We start from the raw sequence: 25,172 nt of genomic DNA on the forward strand, positions 1-25,172 counted from the left end.
CGACCTATGACGCCTCGGCAGCACCTCGCGGCAACAACAGCCCCAAAGGCAGGCTGACGCGAGCTTCCAGCCCTCCGCCGGCACGATTGCGCAGCTCGATGGTGCCGCCATGCTGGGCGGCGATGCGCTTGACGATGGCCAGCCCCAGCCCGGTACCCTGCCCACCGCGAGCGCGGTCGCCGCGGATGAAGGGATTGAAGATCTCGCCCAGCTCATCCGGATTGATCCCGGCACCCCGGTCAAGCACGCTCAACACCACATAGGGCGCCTGGCGCTCGCCCGAAACGAAAGCCGCCACTTCGACTCCATGCCCGCCGTAACGCAGGGCATTCTCGATCAGGTTGACCAACAGGCGCTTGATCGACACCCGCCGCAGCGCCAGTTCCGGCATCGGCTCCACGCACAGGCGCACGGTTTCCCCGTACTGGTTGTAGGGCGCCACCACTTCGCACACCAGCTCACCGAGGTCGATGCTCTCCACCGGCTCGTCGCTGCCATCACGCACGAAGGCGAGGAACTGATCGAGGATGGCGTCCATGTCCTCGACATCGCGGATCATGTCATCGGTCAGCTCATCGTCACTGGACATCAGTTCCAGTGACAAACGCAGGCGCGTCAGCGGCGTACGCAGATCGTGGGAAACCCCGGCAAGCATCAGTTCGCGCTCACGCCCGGCCTGCTCGACGTCCTCGGCCATCTGGTTGAAGGCCCGATAGACCTCGGTCATCTCGCTCGGCGTGTCGCTGACCGGCAGGCGCACGCTGCGCCCCTTGCCGATCTGCCGGGCGGCGTAGACCAGACGCTTGAGCGGCAGGTTGAGCTGACTGACGAAGATCCAGGCGGCAGCGGTGGAGAGCAGACCGATCCCGAGGAACCAGCCCAACACGCTCCAGATCCGCTGGCCGCGCAAGGGATAGGCATACAGCGGCACTTGCAGCCAGTCCGGCCCGAGTTTCGGGGCGCGCACCCATATCGCCGTCTGTGGCTGGATACGCACCCGCACATCGGTGTCGATGCCGAGCTCGGCCTGCATCTGCCGCTGAAAGATTTCCGTGTAGGGCCAGTGGTATTCGCTGGGCGGTACCTCCTCGGGCGGCACGCGCAGCAGGCCGGCAGCCGTGGCGATACGCTCGCGGTTTTCCTCGTCCGCTGCCCAGTAGGCACGCAGGGTCAATGCCGCACCGTGGCTGTACTGACGATCGACCATCACGTCTTCATTCATCATCAGGTACACCAGCATCAGTACCTTGGAGAACAGGACGACGATCAGCACCATCCACAGGGTGCGGGCGAAGAAACTTTGCGGGAACCAGAGCGGGGCTTTCATCTAGCTGCAGACCTCAGGCTTCATGCTGCAGGCAAAAGCTCCCCACGTCATCATCGCTTGCCGATGGCGACGTGTTGCTGGCCGCTTCACTTGTTGCCGTCTGGCACGAAAACGTAGCCCACGCCCCAGACCGTCTGGATATAGCGCGGCTTGGACGGATCGGGTTCGATCAGGCGGCGCAGACGCGAGATCTGCACATCGATGGAGCGCTCCAGGGCGTCCCATTCACGACCACGGGCAAGGTTCATCAGCTTGTCGCGGGTCAGGGGTTCACGGGCGTGCTGCACCAGCGCCTTGAGCACTGCGAACTCACCGGTGGTGAGCATATGCACTTCGTCGCCCTTCTTCAGCTCGCGGGTGCCGAGGAACAGCTCGTAGTCACCGAAGGTCACCGTCTCGTCTTCACTGCCCGGTGCGCCCGGCACCTGTGGCGCCTGGCGGCGCAACACGGCACGTATCCGCGCCAACAATTCACGCGGATTGAAAGGCTTGGCCAGGTAATCGTCGGCCCCCTGCTCCAGCCCCTGGATACGACTGGCCTCGTCACCCTTGGCGGTAAGCATGATGATCGGAATCTGATTGCCGCTTTCACGCAGGCGGTGGCAGGCCGACAGGCCGTCCTCACCGGGCATCATCAGGTCCAGTACCACCAGGTGGAACAGCTCGCGGCTGAGCAGACGATCCATCTGCTCGGCGCTTTCCACGGTACGGACACGATATCCCTGCTCATCGAGAAAGCGTTCAAGCAAACGCCGCAGACGGGCATCGTCATCGACGATGAGGATCTTTTCACCTTCGCTGGCTGACGCAGTGCTACTCATGGAAACTCCCCGATTTATCGACGCCACATTATGCGCTTGCCAATGACAAGGCGATTGGCGGCCATTGTTAGCAGATTTTGCGGGCCAAGCGCGATGGCGGATAAATTCCGATCCATTACCTGTGCCGCTTTTTCTTTCAGCTTCCAGCCCCAGGCTTCCGGCTGCCCTTATAATCCCGCCCTTTCGCGCAGGCACGGCCTGCATGGTTTGACTGACCCAGGTAGGTTCATGGACAGCATCAATTCCCGCATTGCCAACGAACTGGGCGTGCGCCCGCAACAGGTCGCCGCCGCCGTGGCGCTGCTCGATGAAGGCTCTACCGTGCCCTTCATCGCCCGTTACCGCAAGGAAGTCACCGGCAGCCTCGACGACACCCAGCTGCGCAACCTCGAAGAACGTCTGCGCTACCTGCGCGAGCTGGACGAGCGCCGCGCCTCGATCCTCTCCAGCATCGAGGAACAGGGCAAGCTGACCCCCGAACTTGCCCGCGAGATCAACCTGGCCGAGACCAAGACCCGCCTCGAAGATCTCTACCTGCCGTACAAGCAGAAACGTCGCACCAAGGGCCAGATCGCCCTGGAAGCTGGCCTCGGCGAGCTAGCCGATGCGCTCTTCGCCGACCCGACACTGACGCCCGAGACCGAAGCCGCACGCTTCGTCGATGCCGAGAAGGGCTTCGCCGACACCAAGGCCGTGCTCGAAGGCGCCAAATACATCCTTATGGAGCGCTTCGCCGAAGACGCCAACCTGCTGGCCAAGCTGCGTGACTTCCTCACCCACAACGCAACGCTCAGCGCCCGCGTGGTGCCGGGCAAGGAAGCCGAAGGCGCCAAGTTCAGCGACTACTTCGAGCATGACGAGCCGCTCAAGAGCACGCCATCGCACCGTGCGCTGGCGATATTCCGCGGACGCAACGAAGGTGTGCTCAGCGTAAGCCTGAAGGTCGGTGATGAAACCCCGGGCGCCATGCACCCAGGCGAAGTGATGATCGGCGAGCGCTTCGGCATCGCCAACCAGAACCGCGCTGCCGACAAGTGGCTCGGCGAAGTGGTGCGCTGGACCTGGAAGGTGAAGCTCTACACCCACCTGGAAACCGATCTGCTCGGCGAGCTGCGCGACAAGGCCGAGGACGACGCCATCGGTGTGTTCGCCCGCAACATGCACGACCTGCTGTTGGCCGCACCGGCCGGTCCACGCGCGACCCTTGGCCTCGATCCGGGCCTGCGTACCGGCTGCAAGGTGGCAGTGGTCGATGCCACGGGCAAACTGCTGGACACCGCCACCGTCTATCCACACGCACCGCGCAACGATTGGGACGGCACCCTGGCCGTGCTGGCCAGGCTCTGCGCCAAGCACGCAGTCGACCTGATCGCCATCGGCAACGGCACCGCCAGCCGTGAGAGCGACAGGCTGGCCGCGGACCTGATCAAACAGGTGCCTGGCCTGAAGTTGACCAAGGTGATGGTCTCCGAGGCCGGCGCCTCGGTGTATTCTGCCTCGGAGCTCGCAGCCAAGGAATTCCCGGATCTGGACGTTTCGATCCGCGGCGCCGTATCCATCGCCCGTCGCCTGCAGGACCCGCTGGCCGAGCTGGTGAAGATCGATCCGAAGGCCATTGGCGTCGGCCAGTACCAGCACGACGTTTCCCAGCTCAAGCTGGCGCGCTCGCTGGATGCCGTAGTCGAGGATTGCGTGAACGCCGTGGGCGTCGACGTCAACACGGCCTCGGTAGCGCTGCTGGCGCGTATCTCCGGCCTGAACACCACCCTGGCGCAAAACATCGTTGCCTACCGCGACGCCAACGGCGCATTCAAGGCCCGTAGCGAGCTGAAGAAGGTGCCGCGCCTGGGCGACAAAACCTTCGAGCAGGCCGCCGGCTTCCTGCGCGTGATGAATGGCAGCAACCCACTGGACGCCTCGGCTGTCCACCCGGAGACCTACCCGCTGGTCAAACGCATTGCCCAGGACACCGGTCGCGATATCCGCTCGCTGATCGGCGATTCGACCTTCCTCAAGCGCCTCGATCCCAAGCAGTTCACCGATGAGAGCTTCGGCCTGGTGACCGTCAGCGACATTCTGCAGGAACTGGAAAAGCCAGGCCGCGACCCGCGCCCCGAGTTCAAGACTGCCGAATTCCAGGACGGTGTGGAAAAGCTCAGCGACCTGACACCGGGCATGGTGCTCGAAGGCGTGGTGACCAACGTGACCAACTTCGGCGCGTTCGTCGACATCGGCGTGCATCAGGATGGCCTGGTGCATATCAGCGCACTGTCGGAGAAGTTCGTCAAAGATCCCTACGAAGTGGTCAAGGCGGGTGACATCGTCAAGGTCAAGGTCATGGAAGTGGACATCCCGCGCCAGCGCGTCGGCCTGTCCATGCGCATGAGCGACACGCCCGGCGAGAAGGCCGAAGGCCCTCGCGGCGGCAAGCCACGCGGCAATGCACCGCGCAGCGAACGTCATGCGCCACAGGAAAAGCCCGCGCCGGCCAACAATGCCATGGCGGCGCTGTTTGCCAATGCCAAGAACCTGAGGAAGTGAAGATGAGTATTCAAGTCGAGGCGGCGGGCAATTCCAGCGCCTTCGCACGCCTGCTCGGCCTGGAGATTCACCGCGTCGAGCATGGCGAGGCCGTTCTCGGTCTGACCATGCACGACGGGCTGCGCAACCTGCACGGCAAGCTGCATGGCGGCGCGCTGTTCTCGCTGATCGATACCGCCATGGGCCAGGCCAGCCACAGCCTCAACGGCGGTCTGCCGAACAGCGTGACCCTGGAATGCAAGGTCAACTACATTCGCCCGGTGACCGAAGGCGAACTGCTGTGCCGGGCCTGGGTCGTGCATGGCGGGCGTCGCACCCAGGTGCTCGAAGCTGAGGTTCATCAAGGCGACAAACTGATCGCCAAGGCACAGTCGACCTTTGCCTGCCTGTAAGCGACAAACCGCAAGCGAAAGCCGTGCATGCTTCTTCTTGATGCCTGCAGCTTGAAGCTTGCCGCTCCCCGCCCCATATTGGGCCGACTGATGCGTGAAGGAACCCGAACTTGAGCGATTTCTCCCACCGCCTGGCGTTGCTGGCCGAGCCCCCGAACCTTTCGCTGCTCGCCCAATGCCTGCACGGAATCGAGCGTGAATGCCTGCGTATCGACAGCCGCGGCAAGCTGGCGCTGACGCCGCACCCGCAGGCACTTGGGTCGGCACTGACCCACCCGAAGATCACCACCGATTATTCCGAGGCGCTGCTGGAGTTCATTACCGGCACCGAAACCGATCCGCAGCAGACGCTGGCCGAGCTGGACAGGATTCATCGTTATACCTACAGCAAGCTGGGTGATGAGTTTCTCTGGAGCCCCTCGATGCCGGGTCCTCTGCCCGAAGAGGCAGAGATTCCCATTGCCGAATACGGCAGCTCGAATATCGGTCGGCTCAAGTATGTCTATCGCCAGGGTCTGGCGCTGCGCTACGGCAAGACCATGCAGTGCATCGCCGGCATCCATTACAACTTCTCGCTGCCCGAAGCGCTGTGGTCGCTGCTGCAGACCGACGACGGCGACCCGCGCAGCCGACAGGACTACCAGTCTTCGCGTTATATCGCGCTGATTCGCAACTTCCGCCGCTACAGCTGGCTGCTGATGTACCTGTTCGGCGCTTCCCCGGCACTGGATGCCAGCTTCATGCGCGGGCGTTCGCACCAACTCGAACAGTTGGACGAAGACACCCTCTACCTGCCCTGGGCCACCAGCCTGCGCATGAGCGACCTGGGCTACCAGAGCAACGCCCAGGCCGGCCTGACGCCCTGCTACGACAATCTGTCCAGTTATACCGACAGCCTGCACAAGGCCGTGTCGACGCCGTATCCGGCCTATGCCGCGATGGGCACCCGGGACGCCGACGGCAACTGGCTGCAGCTCAACACCAATGTCCTGCAGATCGAAAACGAGTACTACTCCAACATCCGCCCCAAGCGCGTCACCGAAACGGGCGAACGTCCGCTGCAGGCGCTGCGCGCTCGTGGCATCCAGTACATCGAAGTCCGCTGCCTGGATATCAATCCTTTCCTGCCGCTGGGCATCGACCTTGCAGAAGCGCGCTTTCTGGATGCCTTCTTGCTCTTCTGCGCATTGGAGGAAAGCCCCTGCCTGGCCGCAGGCGAGTGCAGCGCCAGCAGCGACAACTTCCTGAAGGTGGTTAACGAAGGGCGCAAGCCGGGTCTTGAATTGCAACGTTGTGGCGAGCAGATAGGGCTGCAGACATGGGCAGAAGAGCTGCTCGACAGGATCGGCCAGGTCGCCGCGCTGCTGGACCGCAGCCATGGCGGTGATGCGCACGTCCAGGCACTGGTGGAGCAACAGGCCAAGGTAGCCGACAGCCGTCTGACACCCTCCGCGCGCTTACTCGACGAGCTCAAACGCAGCGGGGAAAGTTTCAGCCAGTTCGCCCTGCGCCAGACTCAAGCCCATGCCGAGTTTTTTCACAGCCAGCCGCTGAGCGCTACCGAGCTAGCCTGGTTCGAAACTGCTGCGAAAAAATCGCTCAACGAACAGGCCGAGCTGGAGGCTCAGCAGGAACTGGATTTCGACCAGTTCGTTGCGGCCTATCAGGCGAGCCTGCTGGCCATCGGCAGCTGAGCGCGGCAGACGCGTAGGGCCGAATAAATTCGGTCCTACAGCCTGCAGCGTTTTTATCGTCTTACAACTTCTTCTCGAACACCTTGGATTGGCGCTGGAAGTTGTACAGCGAGGCTCGCGCCGCTGGCAAACGTTCGACGCCGCTGGGCTCGAAGCCGCGCTCGCGGAACCAGTGGGCAGTGCGTGTGGTGAGCACGAAGAGCGTCTTCAGCCCCAGCTTGCGCGCACGCGCTTCGATACGTTCGAGCAACTCGTCGCCGCGACCTCCGTGGCGATATTCGGGGTTGACCGCCAGGCAGGCCAGCTCACCCCAATCCGAATCGGGGATGGGATACAGCGCGGCGCAGGCGATGATCAGCCCGTCGCGCTCGACGATGCTGAATTGCTCGACCTCGCGCTCCAGCACATCCCGCGAACGACGCACCAGAATGCCCTGCTCTTCCAGAGGCGTGATCAGGTCTATCAGCCCACCCACATCCTCAATGGTCGCTTCGCGCAGCTGCTCGAACTGCTCCTGGGAGACCATGGTGCCGGCGCCATTGCGGGTGAACAGCTCATTGAGCAACGCACCGTCATCGGCATAGCTGACCAGATGGCTGCGCCGTACCCCGCCGCGGCAGGCCTGTGCGGCGGCATCCAGCAGTTCGGCCTGATAATCGCCACCCAAACGCCCGACATGGGCGGGGATCTGCGGCGGGCGCAACTCACGCACCAGATTGCCGTTCTCATCCAGCAAGCCGCGCTCGGCACCGTAGAGGACCAGCTTGTCGGCCTGCAGGTCGATGGCGGCGCGAGTGGCAACGTCTTCACAGGACAGGTTGAAGATTTCCCCGGTTGGCGAGTAGCCCAGCGGCGAAAGCAGCACGATGGTGCGCTCGTCCAGCAGGCGACCGATGCCTTTGCGGTCGATGCGTCGCACCTCGCCGGTGTGCTGGTAATCGACCCCCTCGACCACGCCGATGGGCCGTGCAGTGACGAAGTTGCCGCTGGCCACGCGCAGCCGTGCGCCCTGCATGGGCGAGGCAGCCATATCCATCGACAACCGTGCTTCGAGCGCGATGCGCACATGTCCGACGGCATCTATCACGCATTCCAGGGCGGCGGAATCGGTAATCCGCAGGCCCCGATGAACATGCGGTTCGATGCCGCGGGTGGCCAGTCGCGTCTCGATCTGCGGGCGCGAGCCAAACCCCAGTACCAGACGCACACCAAGGCTGTGCAACAGCACCAGGTCATGGACGATGTTGGCGAAATTGGGATGTTCCAGGCCGTCGCCCGGCAACATGACCACGAAAGTGCGGTCACGGTGCGCGTTGATATAAGGCGAGGAGTCGCGAAGCCAGGTGACGTAGTCGTGCATTGCAGAAGCCTTCGGGTAGCAGCTTTTTTGATCCGGGAGCCGGGTTGGGTTCGAGGGATTGCGGAGCAGATTTCCTAGCGGAATCTGCCCCTATCCTCGGCTCGCCGGCTGCAGGCAATAGTGATCGATCATGCTGCGCAACAGCCTCACGGTGGGTTCGATACGGGCCAGATCAAGGTATTCGTCCGGCTGATGCGCACAGGCGATGTCGCCCGGGCCGAGAACGATGGTCTCGCAGCCAAGCTGCTGAAGATAAGGCGCTTCGGTAGCGAACGCCACTGCTTCGGCCACATGCCCGGTCAGGCGTTCGGCGAGCGTAACCAGCTCGCCCCCTGCGGCCTGCTCGAAGGCTGGCACGCTGGGGAACAGCGGCGCCAGCTCGATCTGCACCTGATGCAGCTCGGCCAGCGGCTGCAAACGTTGGCGAATGGCAGCGCGCAGCTGCTCGGGCTCCATGCCGGGTAGCGGACGCAGGTCAAACTCCAGCGCACACTGGCCGCAGATACGGTTGGGGTTGTCGCCGCCATGAATACAGCCGAGATTGAGTGTCGGCACGGAAACGTCAAACAGCGGGTTGTTGTATTCACGCTGCCATTGCTGGCGCAGCGTCAGCAGCTCGCCCATGGCTGCGTGCATCGCTTCCAGCGCGTTATGACCGTATGCGGGGTTGGATGAATGGCCACTCTGCCCCTGGATACTGATGCCCTCCATCATGATGCCCTTGTGCAGTCGCACCGGGCGCAAACCAGTGGGTTCGCCGATCACTGCGGCGCGCCCCAGCGGTCGACCGGCTTCGGCCAGCGCACGGGCGCCGGACATGGAGCTTTCCTCGTCGCAGGTGGCCAGAATCAGCAGCGGCTGCCTGAACGGCTGGTCGAGCAGCGGCAGCACCGCTTCGATAACCAGGGCGAAGAAGCCTTTCATGTCGCAGCTGCCCAGGCCGTACCAGCGGTCGTCCGCTTCGCGCAATTGCAACGGGTCGGACTTCCACAGCTCGGCGTCGAAGGGCACAGTGTCGCTGTGCCCGGCCAGCACCAGCCCGCCGGGACCGCTGCCGTAGCTGGCGAGCAGATTGAACTTGCCGGGCGCAATTTCCTGCGTCTCGCAGGCAAACCCCAATTCGCCAAGCCAGGCCGCCAGCAGCTCGATCACCGGGCGATTGCTCTGATCCCAGCTAGGCTGGGTACAGCTGACCGAGGGCGCTGCGACGAGCGCTGCAAACTGTTCCTTGAGCGAGGGAATGGGCACCGGCTACCTCCGTGATGCAATCGGACAGAATGCGCAGTGAAACATGAAACGCATCGCGCCGGGACCCACAAACAAAAACGCCCCGTCAGATCGACGGGGCGCTTCGCATCGGTGACCTGCAGCCGTCAGATGAAAATAGCGCGCAGGATCAGGAAGAACACGATAGCCAGGCCCGCACCGACCGGCAGCGTGACCAGCCAGGACATGAAGATCTTGCCAATCACACCCAAATTCAGCGCGCCGATACCACGGGCGATTCCCACCCCGAGCACAGCGCCGACCAGCGTATGCGTGGTGGAAACCGGTAGGCCGATGGCCGATGCACTGACCACCGTGGTGGCGGTGGCCAGTTCGGCAGCAAAACCGCGGCTTGGCGTCAGCTCGGTGATCTGCTTGCCGATGGTGGCGATCACCTTGTACCCGTAGGTGGCCAGGCCGATAACGATGCCGACCGCACCCAGCAGCAGGATCCAGCCCGGTACAAGCGACTTCTCTCCGGCAACGGCTTCACCGCCACTCTGGATGACACCGACGATGGCCGCCAGCGGGCCTACTGCGTTGGCAACATCGTTCGAGCCATGGGCAAAGGCCATGGAGCAGGCGGTGAAGATCATCAGCACAGCGAAGACCTTCTCTACGCTGGCGAAGTGGAAGCTCTTGTCCGCCTCGACATCGACCTGGATACGGCTGAGCAACGCGATGCCGAGCAGCATGACCAGCGCACCGATGGCAAGGGCGAGCAGCAGGCCCTCGCCCCCGCTGAGGTTCAGGCCGACGTGCTTGAGCCCCTTGGTTACCGTCATCAGGGAAATCATGAAACCGGTAACGAACATGTACAGCGGAACGAAGCGCTTGGCATTGCGGAACGGGTCATCGGTGTCGATGATCAGTCGCTGCACGCTTATGAACAGACCGAAGGCAATGGTGCCGGAGAGCATGGGCGAGACAACCCAGCTGGCAACGATCGGACCGACCCCTCCCCAGTTGACCGCATCCACGGAAACGCCCACGGCTGCGAAACCGATCACCGCGCCGACGATGGAGTGGGTGGTAGAGACCGGCCAGCCCTTGATTGACGCGATCAGCAGCCAGGTGCCGGCGGCCAGCAGAGCGGACATCATCCCCAGCACCATCAGGTCGGGGGTAATCATCGAGGCGTCAACAATGCCGCTCTTGATGGTTTCGGTCACTTCGCCGCCGGCCAGGTACGCGCCGCAGAACTCGAAGACCATGGCGATCAGGATCGCCTGTTTGATAGTCAGCGCACGCGAGCCCACCGAGGTGCCCATGGCGTTGGCCACGTCATTGGCGCCGACGCCCCAGGCCATGAAAAAACCGAACAGGCAGGCGAGCACCAGGAGTACGAGGCCGTAATCCGCGATAAATGACATAAAAATTACCTGTTGAACCCAGAAAGGACGCTGGCGCCTTAGCGCGCCAGCAGTTGTTCCAGTCGATTACCGACGCGCTCGGCACGGTCGGCCACATCACCAATCCATTCGATGATCTTGTAGAGGAAAATGACGTCCACCGGTGGCAATTCGCGCTCCAGCTTGAACAGCTCGCGACGCACCTTGATCTGCATGCGATCGGTTTCGCGCTCGATCTCTTCGAGTTCTTCGACCATGCCTTCGACAAGGGTGGCCTCACGTCCGCTGAAACCGGTTTCCAGCAGCGAATCAAGCTCCTTGAGGGCCTTGAGGGCCTGTGCACTAGCATCGACACAGCGCTGTACGTAGGCCAGCATCAGCGGCTGCAGCTGCTCCGGAATCGTCATGCAGCGGCCCAGCATCAGGCCGGCGATGTCCTTGGCGCGGTTGGCGATCTTGTCCTGTACACTCAGCAACTCCAGCAGATCGGAGCGCGGGACCGGCAGGAACAGGCTCTTGGGCAGATGCTGGCGAACGCTCTTCTTGAGCTTGTCGGCCTCGTTTTCCAGGCGCGCCATCTCTTTCTGGATCTGCTCGACCCGCTCCCAGTCTTCTTCCGTGATCGCCTGAAACAGGGGCACCAGGTTGGCGGCACATTCATGGGACTTGGCCATGTGCTGCTGCATCGGGCCGATGGGCGAGCGCCCGAACAGGCTGACGAATGGATTGATTGGCATAGGGAATACCCCGGCTTCAGAAGGCGGCAAGTATACGGACAGGCTATCGCGCCTGCTACCGTATGCCATCAAGCTGTAACACAAACTTGCTATAGGCATTGATCGGCATCATGCAGAAAGAAACCGAAATCAAACTGCGCGTCAGTCGCGACACCCTGGCGGCGCTGCGTGACCACCCGTTGCTGAAGAAACGCAACAAGAGCGGCTGGCAGCGCCACGAACTGTTCAATCAGTACTACGACACGCCCGGGCGTGAATTGGCTCAGGCGAAAGTCGCGCTGCGCCTGCGCCGCGACGGCGATCAGTTCATCCAGACGCTGAAGAGCCGTGGCCAGAGCGTAGCCGGCCTGTCCGAGCGCAACGAGTGGGACTGGTATCTGGACAAGGCCAAGTTGGACCCGAAGAAGCTCACCGACGACTGCTGGCCGGCGGCACTCGCCGAACTGGACAAGAAAACCCTCAAACCGATCTTCACCACCGACTTCGTCCGCGAAAAGGCCGAGATCGCCTGGGGCCGCGGCAAGGCCAGGGTCGTGATCGAAGCGGCGCTGGACCTGGGCCAGGTGCTGATCGGCAAGCACGCCGAGGAAATCTGCGAGCTGGAACTGGAACTGCGCCAGGGCGAGCCCGAAGCGCTGCTGGAGCTGGCCAGCGAACTGGCCGCCGACCTGCCGCTGATGCCCTGCGACATCAGCAAGGCCGAACGCGGTTATCGCCTGCACGACGCTGACAGCTATGCGCTGAGCCTGCCCGCACCGGCCCTTGAGGCAAGCATGGCGCTGGACGACGCCCTCGCCGCGCTGGCCTGGCACCTGCTGGGCAACAGCCAGCGCCTGGCCGAGCAGTACCGCTTCAACGGCCACTGGAAACTGCTCGGCCAGTGGCTGCAGCAACTGATCGACCTGCGCGCCCTGCTCGGCAGCCTCGGCCAGGCCGCACCGCGCGCCAGCAGCCGTGAACTGCGCGAACGGCTGGACGCGCTGATCGGCGACTGGCGCCCGCGTATCGAAGCCGGTCAGGATGACGAAACGATCCGCCAGCAAGCACCCGGCGAATTCGCCACCGAACTCGATCAGCCGCGCTGGGGCCTGTTTTCGCTGAAGACTTCGTTATGGCTGTGGCAACGGGGCTGGACCTCTGCGCGCAACAATCGCGGCGAGCGCCAGGGCGCTGCCGAGCTGGGCAAATGGCTGCCACGCCAGCTGGCCGAAGAAGCCGTGGCGCTGCAGTTGCTGCGCTATCAGCAGCAACCGGAAGACCTTGCCGAGCAACGCCCGCGCATGGAGCGCCTGCTGGTCTGGCTACGGTTGGCGCGTACGGTGCTGGACGTGCCCGAAACCGACCGCCTCTATGGCGAGCTGTCCAAACTCTACGAGCTGGCGCAGCAACCCCTGAGCGAAGACGTGCTCGATGCGCGTGTCGAACAGGCACGTACTGTGTGGACGCTCAAAGCCTGGAAGATGCTGACGAAGTAAGCTGCGAGCCAAGCGTAGGGTGGATCACGCTTCACCGATCCACGGGGTGGCAATCCACCGAGTGGCATCCCACCCGTCGGCGTCACGGTGGATGTAAAAAGCGACATCCACCCTACATCGGCTTTCCCAGGAGTTCTTGATGTCCGTCTTCGCCCCGTCTGCTGCTGATCGCTTCCTCGACCTCAACGAGCTGCTGCGCGATCTGGTGGCGCAGGGCCGGCTCCTGCAGGAAACTGCCGAGCAGTGTCTGACGCTGCGCCGCAATACGGCGGCCAGCCAGCAGCATCCGCTGGAATTTCTTGCTGCGCAGCAACTGGATGACCTGATCCGTCCGGGCAAGAAGCTGGACCTGGAAACCCTGACCGTCTGGCTCGCCGAACAGGCCGGCCAGCCTTACCTGCGCATCGATCCGCTGAAGATCAACGTCGCGGCCATCACACCGCTGATGTCCTACGCCTTTGCCCAGCGCCACAAGATTCTCGCCGTGGCGGTGGATACCCAGAGCGTGACTATCGCCAGCGCCCAGCCGTTCGTGAACAGCTGGGAAGCCAATCTGACCCATGTGCTCAAGCGGTCGATCAAGCGGGTAGTGGCCAATCCGGTGGAGCTGCAGCGCTTCACCGTGGAGTTCTACCGGCTGGCCAAGTCGGTCAGTGGCGCCACCGCGACAGATCAGAAAATCAGCGGCACCGGCAATTTCGAGCAACTGCTCAACCTTGGCGCCAGCGATCAGGAGCCTGACGCCAACGACTCGCACATCATCAACATCGTCGACTGGCTGTTCCAGTACGCCTTCGACCAGCGCGCCAGCGACATTCACATCGAGCCGCGTCGCGAGCAGGGCACGGTGCGCTTTCGCATCGACGGCGTACTGCACAACGTCTATCAGTTCCCGCCACAGGTGACGATGGCAGTGGTCAGCCGGCTGAAATCCCTGGGCCGGATGAACGTCGCCGAGAAGCGCAAACCGCAGGATGGCCGGGTCAAGACCAAGACGCCGGACGGCGGCGAAGTCGAGCTGCGTCTGTCGACCCTGCCGACGGCCTTCGGCGAAAAGATGGTGATGCGTATCTTCGACCCGGAAGTGCTACTCAAGGGCTTCGACCAGTTGGGCTTCTCCGCCGAAGACCTGCGCCGCTGGCAGAGCATGACCGGCCAGCCGAACGGCATCATCCTGGTCACCGGCCCCACCGGCTCGGGCAAGACCACTACGCTCTACACCACGCTCAAGCAGCTGGCGACGCCGGAAGTGAATGTCTGCACCATCGAAGACCCGATCGAGATGATCGAGGGCGCCTTCAACCAGATGCAGGTGCAGCACAACATCGAGCTGACCTTCGCCAGCGGCGTACGCGCGCTGATGCGCCAGGACCCGGACATCATCATGGTCGGCGAGATCCGCGATCTGGAGACCGCGGAGATGGCCATACAGGCGGCGCTGACCGGCCATCTGGTGCTCTCCACCCTGCACACCAACGACGCGCCCAGTGCCATCACCCGCCTGCTGGAACTGGGCGTACCGCATTACCTGTTGCGCGCGACATTGCTGGGCGTAATGGCCCAGCGCCTGGTGCGCACGCTGTGCCCGCATTGCAAGGCGCCCGTGCAGTTGGACGCCGATGACTGGCAAGCACTGACCAGGCCATGGAATGCGCCGCTGCCGAGCCATGCACAGCAGGCGGTGGGCTGCATCGAATGCCGGGACACGGGCTATCGGGGCCGCGCGGGGGTCTACGAAATCATGCTGCTCAACGATGCCATCAAGCCGCTGATCACCGCCGACACGGACCTCGTCGCCCTGCGCCGCCAGGCCTTCAAGGACGGCATGCACAGCCTGCGCCTGTCCGGCGCGCAGAAGATCACGGCTGGACTGACCACGCTTGAGGAAGTGCTGCGGGTGACGCCGCAGAGCGAGCAGAAATAGGCTGGAGGCGATTGTAGGGTGGATGTCGCTTTTTACATCCACCAATACTCCGCACCCGGTGGATCGCCACCCGGTGGATCGGTGAAGCGTGATCCACCCTACGTTTCGTTCGCGATAAACCCGCTCTGGGCCGAATTCATTCGGCCGACATGCGAAAGCCGAACACGTTCGGCACTACGCTGCTTGCCGCCGAGTCAGCCCTGCCGCGCCGCCAATATCCCCGCCACGCGCGAAGGCTCGCAATTCAGATAGGCCGACGACTGCAGCCAGTCCTGATCGGGATACCAGGAAAACATGAACTGGCCGCCCTTGAGGCTATCGACCACCATGCGCGCCACTTCCGGGCGCACTGCGGGGCAGCCCTGGCTACGACCGATGCGCCCCTGGGTAGTGATCCAGGCGGGATTAACGTAGTCCGCCGGATGAATGACGATCGCGCGCTCGCGGGCACGATCATTGACGCCAGGCTCCAGGCCATCCATGCGCAGTGAGTAGCCATGCTTGCCGGTATAGCTTTCAGACGTACGGAACAGGCCGATGCTCGACTGGTGACTGCCGACCACGTTGGAAAATTGCGTGGCCTGGTTTTCACCGGACTTCTGTCCGTGGGCAACGAAATCCTCCAGCAGCAGACGACGCTGTCGCAGATCGAAAATCCACAGCCGACGCTCCGAGGAAGGCAGAGAAAAATCGATCACCGCCAGCCGCTGTGCTGGCCTGGCGCCATTGTTCACGGCGCACTTCATGGCAGCCACGGCGTGGGTCAGAACCTGGGTATCCAGAGTGGGTGCCACTCGCGACAGATCGTTCAGCAAGGGCTGGTAGGAGGGACTGGCGGAAACCAGCGGCGCAAACAGAAACAGGCCGGCGGCAAGGCACAGGTGCCGAAGCGTAGTCATCATGTGCTAAATACCTCATCCGGTGCCAATGCCGACGGTCTCCCGTCAGGCCGGCGCCTATACTTGCTACCAAGCCCCAGTAGGGAGTAGCGAATCAGGTCAGACGAGGCAGAAAGCACGCCGGGAGCGTCTGACAGAGCATGTTGTAATGACCTGAAGGGGCCTGCTTTTCCCAGGCGCCGCAGCCGGTTTAGCGGCGCAGTCTAGCAGTCGGCGGGATAATCTGGAGTGAAGCCTTGTACAAAAAACACGCATTTCGTCTGCTCGCCCCGCTGTTGCTGGCGCCCTTGCTGGCATGCGCAGAGCCGGTTAACGAGCAACCTGCCCCCCTGTATGAAGCACTGCAAAGGCTCCCGGAGGCTTGCGCAAAACCGCTGTCCGATATCGATCAACAGGCTCGGGAACAGCTGCTCGCACTCTATCGGCAACATCATTTTGAGCCGCTGTGGACTGCCTATGAGCAACTCGACCAGTTGTTGATTCAACTCGATGCACTGGCCGATGACGGGCTGGAGCCCGCCACCTATCACCCCGAAACCATTCGCCGCGCGCTGCAGACCGCCACTGCAGAACCCTTGCAGCGCGAGTGCAGCGACCTGCTCGCCAGCCACGGTTATCTTCTGGCGCTGCGGCATCTGGCTCAGGGTCGCCTCTCACAGGAGCGTCTAGAGCCGATCTGGCGCGGCCCAGGCGCCGTGCAACAGCAGCAGGAAAACACCCGCCTGCTGGAGATTGCCTCCCAGGCGCTGGAACAGGCATCACCACAACTGGCATTCGACAAGGCACGCCCCGCCCTGGAGCAGTACCGCAATCTGCGCAAGGCCTATGCCCAGCTGCGTACCGACGAGCAACCCGAGCCCCTGGCCATCCCTTCCGGCAATACCCTGCGTCCCGGCATGTCGGACCCGCGCCTGCCACTGCTGCGGCAGCGCTTGAGCGATGACGGCCACCTGGTGGATACAGCCTGGACCGCGGACGCTGCAGACAATCGTTACAACGCTTCCGACGAGGCGGCACTGAAGTCCTTCCAGCGCCATCACGGACTCCAGGACGACGGCATACTGGGCGCCGAAACACTCGCCATGCTGAATGCCACACGGGACGAGCGACTGGGCCAGCTCAGGGTGAACCTGGAACGTTTTCGCTGGTTTGCCCGCGATATCGAGGCACAGTCGCTGCTGGTGGATATCGCCGGCGGGCGCGTCATCCACATTCATCAAGGCCAGCCATTGTGGGAAACCCGCGCTCAGGTCGGACGCAGCACCCGACAAACACCGGCGATCAAGTCCAGCGTCACCCGCCTCACGCTAAACCCGACCTGGACAGTACCGCCAACCATCATGCGCGAGGACAAGCTGCCGAAGATTCGTGAAAATCTTGACTATCTCGCCCAACAGGGCCTGCAAGTCCTTGATCACCAGGGCAACCCGCTCGACCCGCAGCTGATCGACTGGCGCAATCCTGGCAACATTCTTCTGCGCCAGGCAGCAGGGCCGGACAATTCGCTTGGACGGGTGGCAATCCGCTTCGCCAATCCCTTTTCAATCTACCTGCACGACACACCAAGCCAGAGCCTGTTCGCCCGCTCACAGCGGGCCTTCAGCTCCGGCTGCGTCAGGGTCGAATCGGTGATGCAGTTGATCGATCTGCTGCTGGCCGACACCGAGCACGTACGCTTCGAGCAGTTGCTTGAAACGGGCAAGACGTACGAATTTCGCTTGAGCCAACCGATGCCGATACTGCTCGCCTACTGGACAGCCGAAGCCGACAGTGCCGGCCAGCCACGCTATCGCCCCGACATCTACCAGCGTGACCGCAACCTGCTTGCCGCACTGCGAGCCGCGGATCGATCAGCGATACCCTGACGATGACCAGACCGACGGTTCTGGCAGACCGCCATAGACCGGAGTTTACTGGTACCAAGCCCGTCCCGAGCATCTTGCGCACCGGTGCAGGCCGCTGAGGACGACCCATGATTTTGCCGACATGGACAGACGAGCAGAAATCTTGAACGACGAAAACCGCACCATTCGCAGGGACGAAACCGGACGGCAGGCAGCGCTGACCGACTACCGCATGCTCGATGCGCCCGACGCAGCGGCATTCGACGATCTGGTGTCGCTGGCTGCCGAGCTGTGCCACACCGCCAGCGCCGCCATTGTTTTCGACGATGGCGAGCGCCAGTGGATCAGGGCTTCGCACAATCTCGAAAGTGACGGCCATGCCTACGCCACCACACTCTGTGCCAGGGCGATGGAGCACCCACCCCTCCTGATCATTGAAAACCTTGCAGACGATCCTCAGGCCAAGCAGATGTCGGGCTTTTATGCTGCGGCACCGCTACATACCCCTGATGGATTGCCTCTGGGCGCACTGTGCGTGCTGGATACCGAACCACAACGGCTCAATGAGAAACAGCAGGCACAACTGCAGACACTCGCGCGGCAGATCATGGCGTTGCTGGAGCTGCGCCGGAGCCACCGCCCCGACGCACTCGACCCGACCAACCAGAACAATGGCTGCGCACATTTTCGCAGTGTCGTGGACCGGGCGAGCCAGGCCCTGCTGGAGGCCGAGCAGCGTGTCAGCCTGGCCAATGAAATCGCCTCCATCGGCGTCTGGGAGTATGAGCTCGAAGACAACACCCTGCGCTGGGACACTCAGCTCAAGGCGCTCGCTGGCATCGCGCCGAACGAACCGGAGCTGAGCATCGACGAATTTCTCGCCAGAATCCACATCGAAGACCGCCCCGCCCTGCTCGATGCCTTCCGCAAGGCCCTGGATGGCCAGGGTGAAGGCGAACTCAATCTCGACTACCGGGTTTACGATGTCGCCGGCGAAAAGTTCCGCTGGCTGACCAACCGGGGACGCCGCCTGCTGGACCCCGACGGCAAGATCCGCCTGCTCGGAACCGCACGGGACATCACCGCCGAGCGCACTGCGGCGCTGAAACTGCTGAGCATGAATACCCTGCTCGAAGAGCAGATCCGGGAAAGGCAGCGCGCCGAGCAGCGCCAGACCGTGCTCATGGAACTGGGTGACCTGCTGCGCGGCCAGCCTGACAGCAACACCATCGCCTACGCAGCGGTACAGGCGCTGGGCCAAACCCTGGACGTCTCCCGAACCGCCTTCCTAACCTTCCCCACGTGCTACCAGTTCGCCACCGTCGAGCGCTCCTGGAGCGACGGTGCACTGGACGATTACAGCGAAGACCTGTGCTTCGCTGATTACGGCGACTTCATCGACGACCTGCAGAACGATGAGCTGGTGGTGATCGCTGATGTACAGCACGACAATCGCACCACCTCCCAGGCTGCAGCGTTGCGGCAGCGGCATATCCAGAGCCTGGTCTGCGTGCCGCTACAGGAACAGGGACGGCTGAGCGCTGCCCTGATCCTTCTGCAGGATCGGCCCAGACATTGGGCCGATGAGGACATCACCTTCATTCGCGAAGTGGCCGACCGCGCCTGGACGGCTGACGAACGTATCCGTGCCGAACGCGCGCTTCGCGCCAGCGAAGAACAGTTCCGCACGCTCGCCGACAACATGAGTCAGCTTGCCTGGATGGCGAACCCGGACGGGAAGATCTACTGGTACAACAAGCGCTGGTACGACTATACCGGCACGACGCTTGAAGCCATGCTCGCCCTGAGTTGGCGCGCGGTAAACCACCCGGACCACCATGAACGGATCAGCGCCTCGCTAAAGCGTGCCGTGGCCATTGGCTCGATCTGGGAGGAAACCTTCCCGCTGCGCGGCAAGGACGGCCAGTACCGCTGGTACCTGTCACGCGCACTGCCTATTCGCGATGATTTCGCCCAGGTCACGCACTGGTTCGGAACCAGCACCGACATCACCGCTCAGGTCTGCGCCGAAGAGGCGCTGCGCGAACTCAACGACAATCTGGAGCGGCGTGTCGCCGAACGCACCCGTGAACTGGCGGACATCAACCATCTCCTGCACCTGGAGATGAACGAACGCGAACGCGCCGAAGAAACCCTGCGGCATGCCCAGAAGATGGAAGCCATCGGTCAGCTGACCGGCGGCCTGGCCCATGATTTCAACAACATGCTGAGCGGTGTGCTGGGTGCGCTGGAGCTGATTCAGCGCCGGGTCGCCAGCGGTCGGGTAAACGACCTCGACCGGTATGTCGATGCGGCCACCAGCTCGGCCAATCGAGCCGCCGCGCTGACCCACCGCCTGCTGGCGTTTGCCCGCCGACAGTCGCTTGACCCCAAGCCGGTGGACGTCAACCAGCTGGTGCTATCGATGGAAGACATGCTGCGCCGCACCATGGCCGAACACATCATCTTCGAGACCCGCCTGCAAGCCGACCCCTGGCTGGCCTATACCGACGCTCACCAGCTGGAAAACTCTCTGCTCAATCTAGTGATCAACGCGCGCGATGCCATGAATGGGGGCGGCAGGCTGCTCATTCAGACCGGTTGCGTGCAGATCGACAATACCCAGCCAGACCGCCTTGAGCCAGGCGATTACGTCACCCTCAGCGTGGCCGACAACGGCTGCGGCATGCCGGCCGAGGTGATCACCAAAGCCTTCGATCCCTTCTTCACCACCAAGCCCATCGGCCAGGGCACCGGCCTGGGACTGTCGATGGTATACGGCTTCATCAAGCAGACCGGCGGTCATGTGCGCATTGACAGCACACCTGGCCAGGGCACGGTGATTACCCTGTTCCTGCCACGCAACCACACGCAGCCTGAGCCACAGAAGGAGCAAGAGAAGCGCGACACAGCCACACAATCGACCTGCCCCGACGAAACCGTACTGGTGGTGGAAGACGAAGTGGCCGTGCGCATGCTGGTGATCGAGGTGCTTGAGGAATTCGGCTACCGGGTGCTCGAAGCGCCGGATGGCACCACGGCGCTGCCCTATCTGGAAGGTGATCAACGCATCGATCTTTTGCTCAGCGACATTGGCCTGCCTGGTATCAATGGTCGCCAACTGGCGGAAATGGCGCGCCAGCATCGCCCGGATCTCAAGGTGCTGTTCATCACCGGCTACGCGCCCAATGCCGAAATCCGTGACGAGTTCCTTGCACCGGGAATGGACATGCTCGCCAAGCCCTTCAGCATCGACACGCTTGCAGCCAAGGTAAGCGAACTGATAGGGCGCGACGGATAGCCAGGAACTACGCCCGTCGCCCGGCAGTCTCTGAACAAGGACCAAACGGAGACAATCATCATGCGTGGAAAATCACTGGCTGCCCTGGCGATAAGCTGCATTCCCTTCGGCATGGCGATGGCAGATGGCGGCTTCGTCCGCCAGATTCTTTCCTCTGGCGCGACCACCGGATCGACCTACCTGACCTTCAAGGACAACAAGATGGTGGCCAACGTCCGCGAAGATGCGAGCAGTTTCGTTGCCAGCGACGGCGCCATTCGCGGCCCCTATCTCGAAGCCACGCTGGTGCAACTGCGCAGCGAGCAACCGCAACTGCACGCCAGCGACCTGGAACTCGCCCGTGCGCTGCTTGCCGCAGACCAACTCTAGCCCACACGCGAATCCGAGCAGCAGACTCGACTCCTGTTAATCAGGGACCAGCCGCGTCTCGCTACCCCAACAAGAAACCGGAGGAATCATGAAAAAAACCGCATCCGCTGTTTGGCAGGGCGACCTGAAAAGCGGCAAGGGAACCATCAGTACCGAGAGCGGCGCGCTGAAGGACAACCCCTACGGCTTCAACACCCGTTTCGAAGGCGCCCCCGGCACCAACCCCGAGGAACTGATTGGCGCAGCACATGCCGGCTGCTTCTCGATGGCGCTGTCGCTGATGCTCGGCCAGGCCGGCTTCACCGCAGAACGTATCGCAACCCGTGCCGAAGTGACCCTTGAACAGGACGATTCAGGCTTCACCATTACCGCCATTGCGCTGACACTCGAAGCCCAAATACCGGACATCGATGAAACGCAATTCCAGCAAATCGCCAATCAGGCGAAGGAAGGCTGCCCGGTCTCCAAGGTACTCAACGCCCGGATCAGCCTGACTGCCAGCCTGGCGTAGGGTGAATCGCGCGTCACCGATCCACCCGGCAGAGCCGGGATTTGAAGCGCAACAAAAACGCCGCCACAGGGTTCAGCCAGTGGCGGCGTTTTTGTTCATGGGCATCTCGCCAAACGATCAGCCGCGAATGTTGTAGATGTCTTTCTCGTTCAGCTCGGCATAGTCATACAGGCGCTGAAGATAGGCACGCTGCTGCTCCCACACCTTGCTCGCAACCGGATCGGCCGCAGCGGAGGCGTCCACTGCTTCGGCAGCAACTTCCTTCAGCCGCGCCAGCACTTCGTCCGGTAGGCGGCGAACTTCGACACCCTGTTCGCGCAACTGCTCCAGAGCTTCCATGTTCTTGGCGTTGTAATCGTCAAGCATGTCACCGTTGACGTCCCGAGCGGCGGCACGAACGATGGCTTTGAGGTCGTCCGGCAGGGTTTCCCAAGCCTTGAGGTTGATATCCAGCTCGAAGGTTACGTTCGGCTCCTGCCAGCCCGGCGTGTAGTAGTACTTCGCTGCCTTGTGCAGGCCCAGGGCCAGATCGTTATAGGGTCCGATCCACTCGGTTGCATCAATCGCACCGGTTTGCAGGGCAGTGAAGATCTCGCCGGCTGGCATGTTCACGACTGTTCCGCCCATCTTGGTCAGCACTTCGCCACCCAGGCCGGGTGTGCGCATCTTCAGGCCGCGGAAGTCATCAACCGAATTGATTTCCTTGTTGAACCAGCCCGCTGTCTGCACGCCGGTCGCACCGCAGGCAATCGGCAGCACGCCAAACGGCTTGTAGACCTCCTCCCAGAGCTCCATGCCGCCGCCACGATGCAACCAGGCGTTCATTTCCTGCGCATTGGGACCGAACGGCAGGGCACAGAAGAACTGCGCCGCCGGGACCTTGCCTTTCCAGTAGTACGGCGCACCGTGCCCCATCTCGGCGGTGCCACGGGATACTGCATCGAACACTTCCAGCGCTGGAACCAGTTCGCCGGCAGCGTACACCTTGACCGTCAGTCGGCCCGCGCTCATTTCATTGACCAGCCTGGCAAAGCGCTCAGCACCGACGCCTACACCGGGGAAGTTCTTCGGCCAGGAAGTCACCATCTTCCAAGTGAATTTTTCGGCACTGGCGCCTGCTTCGGACTTGCCGGTAGCGGTTTCGGCCTCCTTGTTGCAACCGGCCAGGGCCGTCGCGGCCAAACCGACACCGGCCGCGGCTAGTATTTGACGTCGTTTCATGGGTAACTCCCTTTTGTTGTTGTAATGAACTGGATACCGGAACCCTGCATCCAGATTATTCTAGCTATCACACGGCTATCCATCACTCAAGTTCGCAATCGGATGTTCAGACTATTTACTGAATACTGTCAGTTGCGATGCCGTCTGACCGGCGCCTAAAATCGCGGGCTGCTCAGGGCAATAACAATAAGGACCTACCATGTCGATACATGCCCCTCCCTTGCTCGCTTTAGCCCGTCTGATCGATACCCTCAACGCCCGCTTCGGCCAGGTCTGCGCCTGGCTGACTCTGTTTCTGGTGCTCGGCACAACGGTCGTGGTGGTGTTGCGCTACGGCTTCGGCATCGGCGCGACCGCACTTCAGGAAGCGGTTCTCTATGCTCACGCGCTGGTCTTCATGGGCGCCGCCGCCTGGACACTGCAGCGCAACGGCCATGTCCGCGTCGATATCTTCTACCAGCGTTTCAGCCCACGCTATCAGGCCCTTGTCGAAGTGCTCGGCACCTTGCTGTTCCTGCTTCCCGTCTGCCTGTTTCTTGGCTGGGCCAGCTGGGATTACGTCAGCAACTCCTGGTCAACGCTGGAAGCGTCCAGCGAATCCGGTGGCCTGAAATTCGTCTACCTGCAAAAGAGCATCATCCTGATTCTGGTGCTCAGCCTGGCGCTGCAAGGCCTCTCTGAACTGATCAAGGGTGCCTACCTTCTCGCCGGTCGCCTGCCGACCTCGGAACCGGAGGTGAAGCATGACTGAATTGATGGCAATCCTGTTGTTCGCCTGCATCTGCCTGGCACTGATGGGCGGCTACCCGGTGGCTTTTACTCTGGGTGGCGTCTCGCTGCTATTCGCCGGCTTCGGCGTACTGACCGGCACCTTCGACGGTGGCTACCTCAGCGCCCTGCCGAACCGTCTGTTCGGCATCATGAACAACCAGACAATGCTGGCCGTTCCGCTGTTCGTGTTCATGGGCGTCATGCTGGAAAAGAGCCGGGTCGCCGAAGACCTGCTCGAATCCATGTCACGTCTGTTCGGCACCCTGCGCGGCGGGCTGGCGATCTCCGTCTGCGTGGTCGGTGCGCTGCTGGCTGCCAGTACCGGCATCGTTGGCGCGACGGTGGTCACCATGGGGCTGCTGGCCCTGCCGACCATGTTGCGTCGTGGCTACGACCCGGCAATTGCCACCGGCACCCTGGCCGCCACCGGCACCCTGGGGCAGATCATTCCGCCTTCCATCGTGCTGGTTCTGCTGGGCGACGTGATGTCCAGCGCCTACCAGCAGGCGCAGCTGAAAATGGGTATCTTCTCGCCGAAGACCGTATCGGTCGGCGACCTGTTCGTCGGCGCGCTGCTGCCGGGCCTGCTGCTGGTTGGCCTGTACATTCTCTACATCATCGGGATCGCAGTGCTGCAGCCCAAGAAACTGCCAGCGCTGCCCCAGGAAGAGCTTGGCCCCATCGAATGGGGCAAGCTGATCAATGCCCTGGTGCCGCCGCTACTGCTGATCAGCGCCGTGCTCGGCTCGATCCTCGCCGGCTACGCAACGCCCACGGAAGCCGCAGCGCTGGGTGCCGTGGGCTCGATGCTGCTGGCCTTGTACAAAGGCAAACTCAACCTCACCCAACTGCGTAACGTGGCGCACGGCACAACCGAAATCACCGCCATGGTGTTCCTGATCCTGATCGGTGCATCGCTGTTCTCGCTGGTGTTTCGTGGTTTCGGCGGCGAAGCCATGATCGAGGATGTGTTCGCCCAGTTGCCAGGCGGCGTGCTCGGCGCCTTCTTCCTGGTCATGGTGGTCATCTTCCTGCTGGGCTTCATCCTGGACTTCATCGAGATCACCTTCGTGGTCGTGCCAATCGTCGGTCCCGTGTTGCTTGCAATGGGTCTGGACCCGGTATGGCTCGGCGTAATGATTGCGTTGAATCTGCAGACCTCCTTCCTCACGCCACCCTTCGGCTTTGCCCTGTTCTACCTGCGCGGCGTGACACCAAAATCGGTGCCCACCAGCACCATCTACAAGGGTGTGATCCCTTTCATCCTGATCCAGATCCTGCTGCTGGTGATCGCTTACCAGTTCCCTGGCCTGGTCACCTGGCTACCCGAGCAGGTTTACGGTAAATAGCTGCACGCAGACGCCTGT

Annotated in this window: 19 protein-coding genes; 11 read left to right on the forward strand and 8 right to left on the reverse strand. The window is 62.4% G+C overall.

What is annotated here, in order from left to right:
- Positions 1–4: 4 nt before the first annotated feature.
- Both NAV32_RS07915 and ompR read right to left on the reverse strand, forming a co-directional pair.
- A complete protein-coding gene (locus tag NAV32_RS07915) occupies positions 5–1,327 on the reverse strand; it encodes an ATP-binding protein (RefSeq protein ID WP_256052258.1) in 1,323 nt (440 codons plus the stop codon).
- 86 nt (positions 1,328–1,413) lie between these two features.
- A complete protein-coding gene (gene ompR, locus NAV32_RS07920; protein ID WP_256052259.1) occupies positions 1,414–2,148 on the reverse strand; it encodes a two-component system response regulator OmpR in 735 nt (244 codons plus the stop codon).
- Positions 2,149–2,376: 228 nt separating this feature from the next.
- Here ompR and NAV32_RS07925 point away from each other — a divergent pair, with 228 nt between their 5' ends.
- The 3 genes from NAV32_RS07925 (at position 2,377) to gshA (ending at position 6,775) form a co-directional block, all read left to right on the forward strand.
- Positions 2,377–4,689: a Tex family protein gene (locus NAV32_RS07925; RefSeq protein WP_256052260.1), complete on the forward strand. Its 2,313-nt coding sequence runs from the start codon at positions 2,377–2,379 to the stop codon at positions 4,687–4,689.
- Positions 4,690–4,691: 2 nt separating this feature from the next.
- Positions 4,692–5,081: a PaaI family thioesterase gene (locus NAV32_RS07930; RefSeq protein ID WP_256052261.1), complete on the forward strand. Its 390-nt coding sequence runs from the start codon at positions 4,692–4,694 to the stop codon at positions 5,079–5,081.
- A 110-nt stretch (positions 5,082–5,191) separates the two neighbouring features.
- Entirely contained in the window at positions 5,192–6,775 is a 1,584-nt protein-coding gene (gene gshA, locus NAV32_RS07935; RefSeq protein WP_256052262.1) for a glutamate--cysteine ligase, read from the forward strand.
- A gap of 61 nt (positions 6,776–6,836) precedes the next feature.
- On the opposite strand, the gene argA is transcribed toward gshA, so the two are convergent.
- From argA to NAV32_RS07955, 4 genes are all read right to left on the reverse strand, one after another.
- Complete coding sequence (argA, locus tag NAV32_RS07940) at positions 6,837–8,135, reverse strand: amino-acid N-acetyltransferase (RefSeq protein WP_256052263.1); 1,299 nt, start codon at positions 8,133–8,135, stop codon at positions 6,837–6,839.
- A 90-nt stretch (positions 8,136–8,225) separates the two neighbouring features.
- Positions 8,226–9,383, reverse strand: coding sequence for an acetylornithine deacetylase (gene argE, locus NAV32_RS07945; RefSeq protein ID WP_256052264.1), 1,158 nt, complete (start codon positions 9,381–9,383; stop codon positions 8,226–8,228).
- A 125-nt stretch (positions 9,384–9,508) separates the two neighbouring features.
- Entirely contained in the window at positions 9,509–10,774 is a 1,266-nt protein-coding gene (locus tag NAV32_RS07950; protein ID WP_256052265.1) for an inorganic phosphate transporter, read from the reverse strand.
- 38 nt (positions 10,775–10,812) lie between these two features.
- Entirely contained in the window at positions 10,813–11,490 is a 678-nt protein-coding gene (locus NAV32_RS07955; protein ID WP_256052266.1) for a TIGR00153 family protein, read from the reverse strand.
- A 110-nt stretch (positions 11,491–11,600) separates the two neighbouring features.
- Between NAV32_RS07955 and NAV32_RS07960 the strand changes: the two genes are divergently transcribed.
- Positions 11,601–12,965, forward strand: coding sequence for an inorganic triphosphatase (locus tag NAV32_RS07960; RefSeq protein ID WP_256052267.1), 1,365 nt, complete (start codon positions 11,601–11,603; stop codon positions 12,963–12,965).
- Between the two features lie 139 nt (positions 12,966–13,104).
- Complete coding sequence (locus tag NAV32_RS07965; RefSeq protein WP_256052268.1) at positions 13,105–14,889, forward strand: GspE/PulE family protein; 1,785 nt, start codon at positions 13,105–13,107, stop codon at positions 14,887–14,889.
- 194 nt (positions 14,890–15,083) lie between these two features.
- Here the strand turns inward: NAV32_RS07965 and NAV32_RS07970 are convergent, their stop codons facing one another.
- Entirely contained in the window at positions 15,084–15,791 is a 708-nt protein-coding gene (locus NAV32_RS07970; protein ID WP_256052269.1) for a murein L,D-transpeptidase catalytic domain family protein, read from the reverse strand.
- Positions 15,792–16,024: 233 nt separating this feature from the next.
- Between NAV32_RS07970 and NAV32_RS07975 the strand changes: the two genes are divergently transcribed.
- The 4 genes from NAV32_RS07975 (at position 16,025) to NAV32_RS07990 (ending at position 21,813) form a co-directional block, all read left to right on the forward strand.
- Positions 16,025–17,653: a L,D-transpeptidase family protein gene (locus NAV32_RS07975; protein ID WP_256052270.1), complete on the forward strand. Its 1,629-nt coding sequence runs from the start codon at positions 16,025–16,027 to the stop codon at positions 17,651–17,653.
- A 211-nt stretch (positions 17,654–17,864) separates the two neighbouring features.
- Positions 17,865–20,933, forward strand: coding sequence for a PAS domain-containing protein (locus NAV32_RS07980; RefSeq protein ID WP_256052287.1), 3,069 nt, complete (start codon positions 17,865–17,867; stop codon positions 20,931–20,933).
- Positions 20,934–20,993: 60 nt separating this feature from the next.
- Positions 20,994–21,302, forward strand: coding sequence for a DUF2388 domain-containing protein (locus tag NAV32_RS07985; RefSeq protein WP_256052271.1), 309 nt, complete (start codon positions 20,994–20,996; stop codon positions 21,300–21,302).
- Positions 21,303–21,390: 88 nt separating this feature from the next.
- Positions 21,391–21,813 carry an OsmC family protein gene (locus NAV32_RS07990; protein WP_256052272.1) on the forward strand — a complete coding sequence of 141 codons (423 nt, stop codon included), beginning with the start codon at positions 21,391–21,393 and terminating at the stop codon, positions 21,811–21,813.
- A gap of 117 nt (positions 21,814–21,930) precedes the next feature.
- Here NAV32_RS07990 and NAV32_RS07995 read toward each other — a convergent pair whose 3' ends face one another.
- Positions 21,931–23,034 (reverse strand): TRAP transporter substrate-binding protein, encoded by a 1,104-nt coding sequence (locus NAV32_RS07995; RefSeq protein ID WP_256052273.1) that lies wholly within the window; start codon positions 23,032–23,034, stop codon positions 21,931–21,933.
- A gap of 199 nt (positions 23,035–23,233) precedes the next feature.
- Between NAV32_RS07995 and NAV32_RS08000 the strand changes: the two genes are divergently transcribed.
- Positions 23,234–23,785, forward strand: coding sequence for a TRAP transporter small permease subunit (locus NAV32_RS08000; protein WP_256052274.1), 552 nt, complete (start codon positions 23,234–23,236; stop codon positions 23,783–23,785).
- Positions 23,778–25,154 (forward strand): TRAP transporter large permease, encoded by a 1,377-nt coding sequence (locus NAV32_RS08005; RefSeq protein ID WP_256052275.1) that lies wholly within the window; start codon positions 23,778–23,780, stop codon positions 25,152–25,154. Before NAV32_RS08000 ends, NAV32_RS08005 begins: the two co-directional genes overlap by 8 nt.
- Positions 25,155–25,172: the final 18 nt, after the last annotated feature.

It is taken from the genome of Stutzerimonas stutzeri (genome assembly GCF_024448695.1).
Taxonomy (GTDB): domain Bacteria; phylum Pseudomonadota; class Gammaproteobacteria; order Pseudomonadales; family Pseudomonadaceae; genus Stutzerimonas; species Stutzerimonas stutzeri_T.